The 13,058-nt window shown below is 52.1% G+C and carries 16 protein-coding genes and 2 pseudogenes; 15 read left to right on the forward strand and 3 right to left on the reverse strand.

Going from position 1 to position 13,058, the window contains the following annotated elements:
* Positions 1-253: 253 nt before the first annotated feature.
* Positions 254-802: a hypothetical protein gene (locus PCPL58_RS03005; protein ID WP_054992720.1), complete on the reverse strand. Its 549-nt coding sequence runs from the start codon at positions 800-802 to the stop codon at positions 254-256.
* A 753-nt stretch (positions 803-1,555) separates the two neighbouring features.
* On the opposite strand from PCPL58_RS03005, the gene PCPL58_RS31965 reads away from it, so the two are divergent.
* On the forward strand, positions 1,556-1,882 hold the full coding sequence (locus tag PCPL58_RS31965) for a DUF1493 family protein (protein ID WP_269454006.1): 327 nt from the start codon (positions 1,556-1,558) through the stop codon (positions 1,880-1,882).
* A gap of 210 nt (positions 1,883-2,092) precedes the next feature.
* On the opposite strand, the gene PCPL58_RS30580 is transcribed toward PCPL58_RS31965, so the two are convergent.
* Complete coding sequence (locus PCPL58_RS30580; RefSeq protein WP_157893884.1) at positions 2,093-2,704, reverse strand: hypothetical protein; 612 nt, start codon at positions 2,702-2,704, stop codon at positions 2,093-2,095.
* Between the two features lie 294 nt (positions 2,705-2,998).
* Between PCPL58_RS30580 and PCPL58_RS30585 the strand changes: the two are divergent.
* Positions 2,999-3,336 (forward strand): annotated as a pseudogene (locus PCPL58_RS30585) (transposase); the annotation flags it as partial.
* A gap of 213 nt (positions 3,337-3,549) precedes the next feature.
* On the opposite strand, the gene PCPL58_RS03020 reads toward PCPL58_RS30585, so the two are convergent.
* Complete coding sequence (locus PCPL58_RS03020; protein ID WP_065348561.1) at positions 3,550-4,527, reverse strand: IS5 family transposase; 978 nt, start codon at positions 4,525-4,527, stop codon at positions 3,550-3,552.
* Positions 4,528-4,670: 143 nt separating this feature from the next.
* On the opposite strand from PCPL58_RS03020, the pseudogene PCPL58_RS32525 reads away from it, so the two are divergent.
* The 13 genes and pseudogenes from PCPL58_RS32525 to PCPL58_RS03075 all read left to right on the forward strand — a co-directional run.
* Positions 4,671-4,796, forward strand: a pseudogene (locus tag PCPL58_RS32525) (IS5/IS1182 family transposase); the annotation flags it as partial.
* A gap of 266 nt (positions 4,797-5,062) precedes the next feature.
* Positions 5,063-5,398: a hypothetical protein gene (locus tag PCPL58_RS03025; protein ID WP_016566852.1), complete on the forward strand. Its 336-nt coding sequence runs from the start codon at positions 5,063-5,065 to the stop codon at positions 5,396-5,398.
* 157 nt (positions 5,399-5,555) lie between these two features.
* Positions 5,556-6,320: a hypothetical protein gene (locus PCPL58_RS03030; RefSeq protein ID WP_065348784.1), complete on the forward strand. Its 765-nt coding sequence runs from the start codon at positions 5,556-5,558 to the stop codon at positions 6,318-6,320.
* A gap of 58 nt (positions 6,321-6,378) precedes the next feature.
* Positions 6,379-7,149, forward strand: coding sequence for an SDR family NAD(P)-dependent oxidoreductase (locus PCPL58_RS03035; protein ID WP_065348785.1), 771 nt, complete (start codon positions 6,379-6,381; stop codon positions 7,147-7,149).
* A gap of 25 nt (positions 7,150-7,174) precedes the next feature.
* On the forward strand, positions 7,175-7,639 hold the full coding sequence (locus PCPL58_RS03040; protein ID WP_065348786.1) for a GNAT family N-acetyltransferase: 465 nt from the start codon (positions 7,175-7,177) through the stop codon (positions 7,637-7,639).
* Complete coding sequence (locus PCPL58_RS03045; RefSeq protein WP_065348787.1) at positions 7,636-8,355, forward strand: hypothetical protein; 720 nt, start codon at positions 7,636-7,638, stop codon at positions 8,353-8,355. Before PCPL58_RS03040 ends, PCPL58_RS03045 begins: the two co-directional genes overlap by 4 nt.
* Positions 8,356-8,643: 288 nt before the next feature.
* Entirely contained in the window at positions 8,644-8,946 is a 303-nt protein-coding gene (locus PCPL58_RS03050; RefSeq protein ID WP_227443062.1) for a hypothetical protein, read from the forward strand.
* 125 nt (positions 8,947-9,071) lie between these two features.
* Entirely contained in the window at positions 9,072-9,602 is a 531-nt protein-coding gene (locus tag PCPL58_RS03055; protein ID WP_065348789.1) for a GrpB family protein, read from the forward strand.
* A 147-nt stretch (positions 9,603-9,749) separates the two neighbouring features.
* Positions 9,750-10,166, forward strand: coding sequence for a hypothetical protein (locus PCPL58_RS03060; protein WP_232002881.1), 417 nt, complete (start codon positions 9,750-9,752; stop codon positions 10,164-10,166).
* Positions 10,167-11,078: 912 nt separating this feature from the next.
* Entirely contained in the window at positions 11,079-11,435 is a 357-nt protein-coding gene (locus PCPL58_RS03065) for a DUF4190 domain-containing protein (protein ID WP_003413911.1), read from the forward strand.
* A gap of 16 nt (positions 11,436-11,451) precedes the next feature.
* Positions 11,452-11,892: a DUF805 domain-containing protein gene (locus PCPL58_RS03070; protein WP_065348790.1), complete on the forward strand. Its 441-nt coding sequence runs from the start codon at positions 11,452-11,454 to the stop codon at positions 11,890-11,892.
* A gap of 85 nt (positions 11,893-11,977) precedes the next feature.
* Entirely contained in the window at positions 11,978-12,415 is a 438-nt protein-coding gene (locus PCPL58_RS28930; protein WP_083188304.1) for a GFA family protein, read from the forward strand.
* 227 nt (positions 12,416-12,642) lie between these two features.
* The gene (locus PCPL58_RS03075; protein WP_003435103.1) at positions 12,643-13,008 is read left to right on the forward strand and encodes a histone-like nucleoid-structuring protein, MvaT/MvaU family; all 366 of its coding nucleotides are present in this window, start codon (positions 12,643-12,645) and stop codon (positions 13,006-13,008) included.
* Positions 13,009-13,058 lie beyond the last annotated feature (50 nt).

Consider the following 13,058-nt stretch of genomic DNA (forward strand, 5'->3'; position numbering starts at 1 on the left):
CAGGGAACCCACGCATCTTGAGTAGCCGACGTTTTTACAGCTTAGTGAACTGGTGAACCCGGTGAACTCACCCAATCAGGTGGTGAACCCGGATGTTCATTCCTTCAGCTACTGATCTGCTGCCGTCAACCTGTCAACTGTCAACCAACGTCAACCGATCAGCAGCTACCAAATCCACGCGGGTTTCATGCCCCGTGTTCCTCGAATGTCGCCAGGGTCCCCGGCGTTAATCCTCTGGGAATGGCGAGGCTGACTAGCTGACGTCAAGTGACTCGAAAGCTCCTCCTGTAGCCTCTCCGGAGGAAATACAAACTTTGAACGGGTACCAAGAGTCCTCCAAGTACCATCCCTCCCCCGTGATGAATCCATCCGCGAGGGAGACTTGGATATCCCTAATTCCATCTAAAGACAAACGCTCAGTGCACCAGACCTCAGCCTCTCCTTTGAAAAGCCTAAGCCACAACCCATTTGAAACGAGGGTGCTACCCAGCTCTGGGATGCTGATCAAATTCTCAATATCGCCACCGAAGTGCTTTACGAGCAGTCCGTTACGAACGTCCACGATGTAACCCTGACCACCGGCAACTACGATCACATGAAAAGTTGATTCCACTTCCAACACGCAGTTGAAGCGGCAAAACCCGGGTTGGAAGTTTCCCACCCAAGAAGGCATCCCTTCAGGCAAGAACCTGATAACGATCCCCTCACTATGCTGCCCTTGGCCGGTTGCACTGAACTGGAGAGGAAGAGGGCCATCACCTGGCAGCCCAGGAAGAAGCTGATGATGCGGCGTATCGGTCATAAATTTGCCCGGCTGCGGAGTTTATTTCAGTCGAATCATGACACTACCTGCCCCTCCGTTACAGAGGCGTGACCTTCCAAAGGTGGGGCAGCTATCGAGGAGCTGTCAATCTGGGTTGAACACAGAGGGTCTACAGAAGTGGCACAGAACATTTGAGTAGCACTGGATACCCTGGATGGATGCAGATTCATCACCCTTGCTCTCGCCTCACTGGCGGCAGAAGGTAGCGCCGTGTATGCCCACGTGTATGCCTAACCGAGTCACCACCAAAAAAACCCTTTAAATACGGGGCTCTTACTAACCGGTTCAAACGACGCCTGGGCAGTCTGGATGTGTCTTGAGTTGTGGACAGTCTATGAAATGCCCGAAGCCCGCCTTGTGCGGGCTTTTTTGTTTCTAACCTTCTAAAATGATGCCATAACCTGAACGTACTTGCGTCAAGGTTGGCTCTGCTGTGCTTCAGGATTTTTTGGAGAAATGGTCCCACCTCCGGAAGTAAAAAATCCTTACTTCGATCAGTACATTGGCGCATTTGCAGGTCGAGCCATTCCAATGGTTGGCTAAGCTTACACAGCACCAGCACTAGAACTCATTGGCTATAAAACCGTTGTTGCCTACCATAACATGGTATGTGCTGAAGATCAGGTGTTCTGAATGAGTAAGGATAACGTGGAGTATGAGCTGCTGAACGATATAGTCAGGTGTATTCAAGAGGTGTTTGAATTCAGCAAAGATGCATTTTAAGATCTCAGCCTGGCCACGGATATTAACCGTGAGCTGAGCATCGAAGGGGACGATGCCAATGAGTTGATGCCCGAGTTCTTTGAGCGTTTTTCCATTAGTATGGATAACTATGATCCTTGCAGATATTTTGTACCTGAGGGGTATGATTTTTTTGCCTTTAAACGAGGCAAGGAAAGGCGAGGTAAGATTCCTATAACTCTGGGTATGCTGTATTTGGCTGTTGAAATGAAAATCTGGGACACACAAGAGTTAGAAAGCGTAGGGTTCAGTCCTACTCCGCTTTATAACTGTACGTCTAAGGTTTCTTTGGAAGTTTATAACGTCAATAATAAATAGAGCTTCTCATTCGCGCGCATCTCACTCGCTTTTGCGTATCCGTTAGACCTCTGTCCATTAGCCTGTTAGGGTCGATCGTCGAACTGCCTGCCAACGTAGAGCGCTAAAGCATTGTGGTTATCACTACACCTCAACTCTGGGCGTCCCCTGCCCAGAGTCGTTCAAGTATCTATACATCTCGAAGCCTTATCGCATGGTGCACACAATTTCTCAATTTGTAAACGGAAGATTAAGCTGAAGGACGTTCAGCCTAATGGACAACGGATTGGGTTCAGTGGCATTAGTCACTGAACGACACCTAGCCGATGCTACCCACTCATTTCCAATGGAACTTTTATTTTCAAGTGAAATAAAAGATCCCGCGTCTGCTCTAATGCAAATCGGTTGATTAATTCCAAGTCTTAACTCTCCGAGCGGCACCGCAAGCTGACCATTATTCAGCGGGCCTGACTTACCTAGTGCCGGATCATGCCAGTACATGCTCCACCCATACAAATTGTCGTCTTTAAGGCTACCCTCACGACGAGTAGCAGCTTTTAAAAAACTATAATTGAAATCTTCAGGTTGTATTTCAGAAATCACATTCCAGTAAAACGCCCCGTTTTCACTTAAGAACTTAATCTCGTAGCTTTGTACGTCATCCCGATAAAGGAATAAATATTGAATATTACGGTTGGTCACAGTAGCCATCGATAATCGATTTCCAGTATAAGCTGCTGCTGGCGATACGCCTGACTGATATTGTGTAAAACCAATAGCACCCAGTGAGTTATCTTGGCACATTGTGGCAAGAAAAGAATACTTCTGATTGAAAATGATCACGTCAAATTTTCCTTATTTGATGAGGTGAAAAGCTAGTTAATGGCTAGATAAATTATTGTGCGATCAGCAGTTGGCTATCGCTATACGCAACCATAGCTCCGTCTTGGCATAGGCCTTAGACTTTTTTCGACTAGCGTAAAAAATTAACGATGGTATCCAGGAAGCAGTCGTGGTTGATAGGTGCTTTCTTTATAATTATTCAAAATATTTTTTTGGTTTTTATAATGATTAAGGGAACTCTGAAGAAGACTATCAGATTCGACAAGAGTCTAATCGTAACCGCCGAGGGGCCCGATGAAGCAGAGGACCTTTGCCGGTGCCGGGTATGCTGGTAAGCGCAAGCAAACTCGTAAGGGACGTTTCCTGATTGATCTGGATCAGAACCCTGGAAGGGATTGATCAATCTGATTGAGCCTGGCCGTCCCGCCTATCCATTAATGGCGATGCTGCGCATTCATTTGATGCAAAACTGGTTCGGCTACAGCGACTCCGATATTTATCGGAATATGAAAGGACACCAGTATTTCTTCGGCATGCAAGCGCATGTCGACGAAGATGCCGAGTCGAGTTTAGTACGTGGCCTGGCGGGTACCGCAGCAAGTGTGGCGGGCGTGACTCGCATCGATCAGTTGAAACCTAGGTCATTGGCGATGCAGTCTAGACCGGCGTGGACAAGCGTGCGAGTCATCAGAATCGTTAGGGAAGGTCTGAAGTAGGCAGACTTTTTAACCCTCCCGTTGCTTCAAAGTTTCAAAAAACGTCGTTTCAATCGAAAATCAGACCTTTGCCTCGCCCAACTCCTCTTTTTTCTTCGGACAAGCGCTTTTTAGCGTCAATTGTCCACATTACAGGCGCACCTCTCCTGTATTCAGCAGTCGTTTTCGCATCATCCACAGATTGGACAGAGCAAATAGCGTGGTCTGCTGCGCAGTGTTTTTCAGCAGGCCTCGGAAGCGTACTTTCGTATAACCAAACTGGCGTTTGATCACTCGAAACGGATGCTCAACCTTGGCGCGCAGTTGAGCTTTCGCGTATTCGATTTTGCGACGCATGCGCCCGATCAGACTTTCCTTTGCATGCTTTTTATAACTGCTGGGCCGCGCTGCAATCGACCATATCATTTGGCGATTTTGATGCTCGGGACGCTTTTCGACACCGGTGTAGCCCGCGTCGCCAGAGACGTAAGTTTCTTCTCCGTGCAGTAACTGGTCGACCTGAGTTACGTCAGCTACATTCGCCGCCGTGCCCACCACGCTATGCACCAAACCGGATTCGGCATCGACACCGATGTGCGCTTTCATCCCGAAGAAATATTGATTTCCTTTCTTCGTCTGGTGCATTTCAGGGTCACGTTTTCCGTCCTCGTTCTTGGTCGAACTCGCCGCATGGATGATCGTTGCATCGACCACGGTGCCCTGGCGCAGCAACAAACCACGGTCGCCCAAATAGCCATTGATGACCTGCAAAATCCCACCGGCCAGCTCATGTTTCTCCAGCAGTCGGCGGAAATTGAGGATCGTGGTTTCGTCCGGAATCCGATCCAGGTGCAGTCCTGCAAACTGTCGCAGAATTGTGGTTTCGTAGAGCGATTCTTCCATGGCCGGATCGCTGTAGCCGAACCAGTTTTGCATCAGATGAACCCGCAACATCGCCATCAACGGATAGGCAGGGCGACCACCTTCGCCCTTTGGATAGTGTGGCTCGATCAGTTTGACCAAGCCATTCCAGGGCACGACCTGATCCATCTCGATCAGGAAGCGTTCACGGCGGGTTTGTTTGCGTTTGCCAGCGTATTCGGCGTCAGCGAAGGACATCTGCTTCATCGGGACTCAACCGTTCAGTGCTTGGGACTGGCGTATTTCACCAGATTTGGAAGTCTTTTTCAGAGTTTCCTTAGATAATCTGGTCTATCGCTGTACGCCCGAGCAGTTAAAAACATGGCAAGAAAAGTTTGATCGCACGCGTGCGTCGCAAGATTTAGTACGCGAAAGCCCAGGTTTGGGCAAAGGTTGAACATCCATTTCGTATGATCAAGCGCCAGTTTGGTTATATAAAGATGCGGTCTGAAGGGCTGGTCAAAAACACAGCACAATAGGCCATGCTATTTACCCTACCGAACCTCTAGCTGCTGGCCATGGGAGAGGTGCGCCTGCAAAGCGGGGAAACGTCTCGGAAAGTTGCTATTGGCTGGTAGGCGCCGCCCCGCTACAGCCTGAAACAGCCCACTCTCGGAGTTTGCGGAAGCGCAGTCGTGAGGGCGCTGTAAAGCAATTTCAAAAAAACACCTCAAGCACCAGCCCAACGAGTAAAGTACCGCCGCCCGAGACGTGGATCCGGGTTTTTCCATGGAGTTTTATCTTGAAGTCAGTTAGTAAAGTTGTCGCCGCAGCAGTATGTGGTCTGGTTCTGGCGGGTTGCACCGGCACCCCTATGAAAACCCCGCAATACGACAGCAGCCAATACACCGTCGTAGGTCACAGTGAAGCAAGCGCCACCGGCCTGATGCTGTTCGGTCTGATCCCGATTCGTCAGAACGACCGTTTCGTTCGTGCGCAGAACAGCGCTATTCAGGCCAAGGGTGGCGATGCGCTGATCAATACCCAAGTGCAGGAGAAGTGGTTCTGGGCCTGGGTCCTGAACGGCTACACCACTACCGTTTCTGGTGACGTGATCAAGCTGAAAACGGCTAAATAAGCACTGCCCGATTTCAGAAAGCCCGGTTCGCCGGGCTTTTCTGTTTCTGGCGATTGGCGGATGCGCTGTCGAGCGATGGAGTAAGCGCTGACATGCATCGTTACCAACCGCCAAAAGGTTTAGCATTCAGCCCACTTTCGGATGTGAAGTTTTCTGCATGACGGCCTTCTACCTCAAGTTACTCATCACCCCCGCGCTGATGCTGGCCATTTCATTGGCGGCAAAGCGCTGGGGCACCGGCGTGGCAGGGCTGCTTTCCGGCCTGCCGATGACCTCGGCGCTGGTCATGCTGTTTCTCAGCCTTGAGCAAGGCACTGCATTCGCCTCGATGGCGGTGCCCGGCGCATTGGCCGGGCTGGCGGCGATTCAGGCGACTTATCTGTTTTATTTTCTGGCCACTCGACGCGTTTCAGCGTTGGCTGGATGCACCTTGGCGCTCGCCGTGTATGGCGCGACGGCCTTTGTGGTGAACCTGTCGGGCTTACTGGCGCTGTCGATCATTGTCACGCTGCTGATGGTTGGGTTGATCGTCGTTGCCACCTCGAAACAGGCTCCGCCGGACGTAGCGTCGTACGTTGCAATGCCGCGCTGGGTCATCCCGATGCGAATGCTGACCGCCACCCTTCTGCTGCTGGCGATTACCGCAAGCGCTACTTGGCTCGGGCCGGTGGTCAGTGGGCTGCTGGCACCGATCCCGGTGATCGCCTGGCCGCTTGCAGTGTTCGTCCACGTTCAAGGCGGGCGTTATGAACTGGCGGCGATAATCCGCGGCAATGCTATTGGCGCCGTTGGGGTGGTGAGTTTCTACCTGACCCTCAGGTATTCCATAGTGCAATGGGGCGCGCTTCTGTCTATCGCGGCTGCCGTTTTGCTGGCTGTTGTGGTGACGGCTGGGTTGGCGCGGTTGTTGGCGAAGCGTTAGGGCTATAGTTGCCCCACAGAAGTCAAAAACACTTCAACCATGCTCCTCAAGGTGCCTTATGAGTTTGATACCCGAACTGAACAGCGAGGCCAACGTGCTGATATGCGGAGCCAGCCGAGGTATTGGCTTGGCACTGTGCGCAGCGTTGCTTGCTCGCGATGATGTAGCTCAGGTATGGGCGGTCGCGCGCAAAGCCAGCACTTCCACTGAGCTGGCAACGCTTGCGGAGCGATATGGCCAACGCATCAAACGCGTCGACTGCGACGCGCGCAATGAACAATCCCTCGAAGCGCTCGTGAGCGAGACGCTTGAGGGATGTGAGCATCTGCACCTCGTCATCAGTACGCTAGGCATTCTTCATCAGGACGGCGCAAAAGCAGAAAAGGGCTTGGCACAACTGACACTTGCGAGCCTGCAAGCCAGTTTCGCGACCAACACCTTTGCACCGATCCTGCTGCTCAAACACCTACTCCCGTTATTGCGCAAACAACCTTCTACCTTCGCGGCGCTCTCCGCGAGGGTTGGCTCTATTGGCGATAACCGGCTGGGTGGCTGGTACAGCTACAGAGCCAGCAAAGCAGCGCTCAACCAGTTGCTGCACACGGCCAGTATCGAGTTGAAACGCCTTAACCCGGCCTCTACTGTCCTGGCTATACACCCAGGCACGACCGACACAGAGCTGTCTCAGCCATTCCAGGCGAACGTGCCCGAAGGCCAACTGTTCGAACCGGCGTTTTCAGCGGATCGCATCATTGAGGTGCTAGGCGCACATGGACCGGCCGACAGCGGGACCTTTTGGGATTGGAACGATAAGCCGATTGTTTGGTGACTTGTTTCACTCACCAGGGCAATGCATGAGCCAAGTGGAAATTCGACACATCACCCATCTCCCCCCGCAAATTCTTGCGCTAGAGAAAGAGGCGGTTGGAGAGGGTTTCAGGTTTGTTACCCGCCTGATTGCCGAGTGGCACTCCGGGGCAAATCGCTTCGATGCCCCCGGCGAATGTTTTATGGCAGCGTATTTGAACCAGCAACTGATAGGCATCGGAGGCCTTTCAGTTGATCCATACGTCAAAACGAACACGGCAAGGCTACGACGCGTTTACGTCAGCGCTTCGTCAAGAGGGCACCACGTGGGGCGGACACTGGTAAAGGCGCTGGTTGCGCATGCAGCTCTGCGCTTTAAAAACGTGCGCCTCACCACCGATACCTCTGCAGGCGACGCGTTTTATCTGGAGTGTGGATTTTTGCGAATAGATCATGACGATGCCACCCACTCCATGTGCTTGAGCCCCATAGCGAGAACTATCGACGTATGAATTTGGCCCGCGAAAACATCCGAGAGTTTCTTATCAATGGCGTCGTTGTGGGTGATCTTCTTTTACCCACGCACTATGCAGAACTGGATCATCTTGATGATTTTCAGGCTGGCTTTCGGACACATGGGAATACCGGTGTAAGCCTGGTATCCGATACTGAAGGCGAATGGAATCCAGACTGGTATGTCCTTGCAATGACCGGGCTGGACGACCCGGTTTTTATTGCAGCGACCGAAGCTCCAAGCGGCTATCCCGTCTATACCGCAGCCCACGGAGCAGGTCGGTGGGACGCAATACGGATAGCGCCGAGCCTTGTGGCGTTTCGCCGTTTGCTCGAAGCATTGGCAGAAGTGAATGATGACATCATCGAATTCAGTCGCTTGATCATGGCCGAGATCGGCTCTGCGAATCAGTACTGGCGTGAAGTAATCGATGCGCGCCAGGAAGCAGAGCTCCTGGAGCAATCGCCCGCTGAAGTCAGTGCCTATGACCCGGCTGATTTTGAAAGCGGCGACTTGATCGTTACTGCCCTGGGCCTTCATAAGCTCAAGGTTATTCAGCTAGTCAGCAAAGGGAGCGAGTTGTCATTGAAGGAAGCACTGGCACTTGCCGACGCGTCTGAATTCAACGCCAGAAGCGGTACAAGACGTCAACTGCGCCAATTGCGCGACCAACTGGAAGCCTTCGGCGCAACAGTCGAATTCCGGCCCGATTGACGGCTGAGCGCATACCCAATTTGTCATTGGTAGATCGTACTCGACCAGAAGCAGCGCATCGAGCAGCGCCGTGTTGCCAAGTAAATTAATAACGAGTGTAATTGCGCCCTACCTCCCTTCCGGTCCACTCATATACAGCTCAGCGGACTCACCCTTGATCGAATCAACCGGCCAGGTTATTCATTGGGCGGGTGTACCGTTACAGAGCGTAGCTACCTGGATTTCCGAATCGACGGGTGTTCGGTCCTGGATATGCTTACGAGCGCTGACGGTGGTCATTCGGATTTCATGACCCCCTTTGCCAGTGGTTTTGCCCAACAAAACCAAGCATTCGTCGCCGATCTCCTATGCTGGGATCTACCTGAAGGACGGGCTGCCCGAGTCATTATTTACATCTGCCCAGAGTGCGCGGACATTGGATGCGGAGCCTATTCTGTAGAAGTTGAAAGGAGCGATACCGGCATCGTCTGGGATTCATTTGCGTATGAAAACGGATATGAATCCCCTCGTCCAATCAGCGGTATTGGCCCATTTGTGTTCGATTCAGATGAGTACAGGCGGATCATCATCGAAGCGCCGGTACTGTGCTAAGCAACCTCGACCAGATCCAAATTCGAACTGCTGAATCGCCGTACTGTCGAGGTTCTGCTATCAGTCCCTGGCAACTGCACATGCCTTGAGCGAAACTTCGGTGCATTAGCCGCCCAGGAACGGACATGGCACTGACCAGCAAGATCACTCCCTACACTCCGGCGTGGCCTGCCCGATTTCTGGCAGACAAGCCATTAATCGCTTCTGCTTTTGGCGATGAACTGATTGCCATACACCACGTTGGAAGCACCGCTGTTCCAGGGCTCGCGGCGAAGCCCGAGATCGATGTGCTCATCGAGGTTAACGATCATCGCCATGCCTCGGCGCGAGACGAGGTGTTAATGGGTTTGGGATATGTACGAGGAAATGATCTATCGGAAGGGCATCATTTCTATCGGCGTAACGTGGCTGGTATTCGCACGCACAAGCTTCACGCTTGTACCCGTGACCACCTTACGATCACCCAGATGTTGGGGTTCAGAGATTTGCTTAGGCGCGAGCCCTCGGTGCGCCTGCAGTATGAAGCGCTGAAGCTTCAGCTGGAGTCGAGCAATACCGGTGGGATGGCGGAGTATCTGGAGAAAAAGTCTCCGTTCATTATCGCGGCGCTACTTTATGCCGGTATATCCATTCGTGAACGACCGATGGGCTGCTAAGCGACATGGGTAGCAACTGTCCGCTCCGGGTCGATTGCTGTCACATGTAGACTGAGTAGATATCAACCCTGACCCTATTCGCCGTCATCGAACCGCTGGGGTAAGCTTCGCGCCAGAGGCTTCAACCACCAAGGAGAATAAACGGAGATGGGCTTGTTCAGTCGATTGTTCGGCGATCGCTTCACACAACCTCCACCCGATGAACCACGGTTGAGCGATGCCGTGATTATGCGTGAGCTTTATCCATTCGGTGCGCAACTGAAAACGTTCACCCAGGCCCTGTTGGCGCGGCTGCCTGAAAAGGAACGTGCGCGTCTCGTGAGAAGGGTGTCGCGCTATTACAACCTAGGTGAAGACCCGGCCACCGCGTTGGTCAGTGGTCTTTTGGACGCTGAGAAAGGCCAGTTACTCAATAATCTGGTTCTCATGGCCGTGGACGTGCACGGCTTCGATGATTTCAAGTACCTCGCACCGAAACTGATTGAAGCCAGCGGCATTGACCAGGTTTATGCCTACAAGCTGGAAGAGACGCCATCATTGAGCAAGATTGCGTCGAAAACCTGATAGCGCTGGCTAAGCAGGCTGGCATCAACGCACGGCTCGATCCCTTTTGAGACACGTTGGCTGACCGCTATCGGCCAAAAGCAGGCATTCTGGTCACAACCCCGTGAAACACGAAAACCAAGGTAAAGCAGCGTCACTGCTATGCCCTTTGTACTCTGCTTGTCCTCGAAGATCATGCATACAAAAAGACAAACTGATTGTGGCTGGAATAGACAGAACGTTGAGCATCCAGAGAAAGACATTGCTGGATTCAAACCATAACAAGGCGGCAATGTTAATGACCACAAGGACGATTATCACGATATTGCATTTGAGGTGCTGACGCCTGAAGGAGGCAAAGCTATCCCAGTCATAAATCAGCCACGTATGAGAAAAGACTCCGCATTCGGGGCACTTATGGGTGGGTGGCACCCTGATAGGGATATGGCCACAGCTGGGGCATCGAAACTTGGCAGCGTTATCCACTGTTGGATTATGTTCCTGATTACGTTTTCTGGGCGGCTGATTTTATCCTAGCACTATTGGCTAGAGGGACGCATGCGCCGATTTCTGCCGATGGTGGCCGGCAGCTTAGGCCTAAAGCTGCCTGATCAAGCATTGACCAGACGCATGAAGTGGGTGACATGGACATCTTCTACTTGCGTGAAGCCGCAGCGCGATTGAAAAGCGTCTTTTCCAGAAGTATCGGTAGAGGACTCACGTTCTGAAAGTGTTTCAGCCCTCGCCCATCGCCACGGAAGCGATCAAACCAACGTAAATAACTGACTGCAAAACACCTAAAAACGTCGTACAGTCGCCAAATCTATAAATAAAGCTAACTAATTCTTGGCAATACAAACCTTTTAAACCAGAATTTGCGGGCGTTCAGGCGCATTCTGGTGGTCTGAAAGCTACTCGATATAAGGAAATAAAATGGCGATGGTCTTCTGTCGTGGCTGCGCAAAGGAAATACATGAAACGGCACTCAACTGCCCGCAATGTGGCGCCAGTCAGGTCTCAGCAACTCCCGCGCAACAGCTACAACAAACTGGCTCTCCGTGGATGGCTATCGTCTCTCTGGTGCTGGGCATCCTCTGCTCGCTGGCGCTGTTCGACGATGGTGAATGGGATCTGGATACCGTCGTCGGGCTCGGCATGTGCTCGATAGCCGGACTGGTTCTGGGCGTCATCAGCATCAACAAAAAGTTGCCTGGCAACGGAATAGCGATAGCAGGCACTGTCTTGTCAGCAGTATCGCTGCTGATATTTTTTGGATTAATAGCTAACTGATTTAGGGAAGAATGAGATGGTATTTTGTCGTGGTTGTGCAAAGGAAATCAGTGATGACGCTGGTACGTGTCCGCACTGCGGGGCACCGCAGCTGGTTGTTTCGCCAGCCAGTGCGAGCACCGATAACCCGCCTGCGTGGAGCTGGTACACAGACGTTCTGAAAAAATACGCGGTGTTCACGGGCAGGGCACGCAGAAAAGAATACTGGATGTTTTTTCTGTTCAACATCTTGATCTCGATTGTCCTCGGCTTTATCGGCGGGCTGATAGGTGATGGCGGCATTATCGCTAACCTTTACTCCCTGGCCGTGTTGGTCCCAGGTATCGCGGTGGGTGTTCGCAGGTTGCACGACACGGATCGCAGCGGCTGGTGGCTGCTGGTACCGATTGCTAACCTCGTGTTTTTGATTCAGGAAGGTCATCCAGGACCTAACCGTTTTGGGCCAGGTCCTAAGTAAATACGGTGTGAAGATGTGGTCGTCTGGCCACATCTTCAAAGGCTTTTCGCTGCCGCGCAGCCCATAGACGGAGTCACTGTTTTATATGGACACCTCTGACGGAACGTTACAAGGCACCTGCCATTGCGGCGCTGTACGATTTCAAGTCCGGCTGAGTGACGGGTTCAAGACCGTCCGGCGCTGCAACTGCTCCTATTGCCGCATGCGCGGTGCAATCGCGGTTTCAGCAGCCCTGGAGGATATTGAGATCACTTCTGGCGAGGCGATGCTCAAGCTCTATCAGTTCAACACCCTGCAAGCGAAGCATTATTTCTGCTCACAATGCGGGATATATACACATCACCAACGACGCTCCAACCCGGCTCAATACGGAGTTAATGTGGCCTGTCTTGAAGGCGTCAGTCCATTTGATTTTGAAGAGGTTCCAGTCAGCGAAGGGCGAATTCATCCGAAGGATAGAACGGCAGGAAGCGGGTCGAACATCGCTGGATACCTACGCTATTTCCCTGCTAATACTTCCTGAGATGAGATAGATCGCTTGGGCGACCTCAATGACTGCTCTGGTCGAAAGCTGATGATCCTGCGCCCGGAAAATCGCATTTTCTGAAAATAACCGGAAGCCCGGATTATCCAGTTTATGGCGTTACTCCCACGTATTGAACGCCAACCGACCTGCGGAAAATAGGCTGAACTTGTAACGGGCGCGATCTCTCTCAATAACTACGCACACCTGTTTATAAGGAAAACACCATGTCCAAACTCGCAGAATACCGCCAGCTGGAAAAGCACCTCGCCGAGCAACTCCAGGCACTGGAGACGATGAAGGGCGACCAGGGGCTCAAGAAGGAAATCGAGTTCGAAACCAAGCTGCGCAAGCTGCTTGAGCACTATGGCTTCAGCCTGAAGCACATCATCAATCTGCTGGACCCACAGACCTCGGCTCGCGGACAGACCGCTGAAAAGCCTGCGGGCAAGCGTAAGCCGCGCGAACTCAAGGTTTATAAACATCCGAAAACCGGTGAAGTGATCGAGACCAAGGGTGGAAATCACAAGGTCTTGAAGGAGTGGAAAGCGGAGCATGGTGCCGATGTTGTTGAGGGCTGGCTGAAGAAATAAAGCCTTGCCGCGTACAACTATCGATTGATCGATCTTGATCCTTGCGTCGA

It is taken from the genome of Pseudomonas cerasi, assembly GCF_900074915.1.
In the GTDB taxonomy this organism is placed as follows: Bacteria; Pseudomonadota; Gammaproteobacteria; order Pseudomonadales; family Pseudomonadaceae; genus Aquipseudomonas; species Aquipseudomonas cerasi.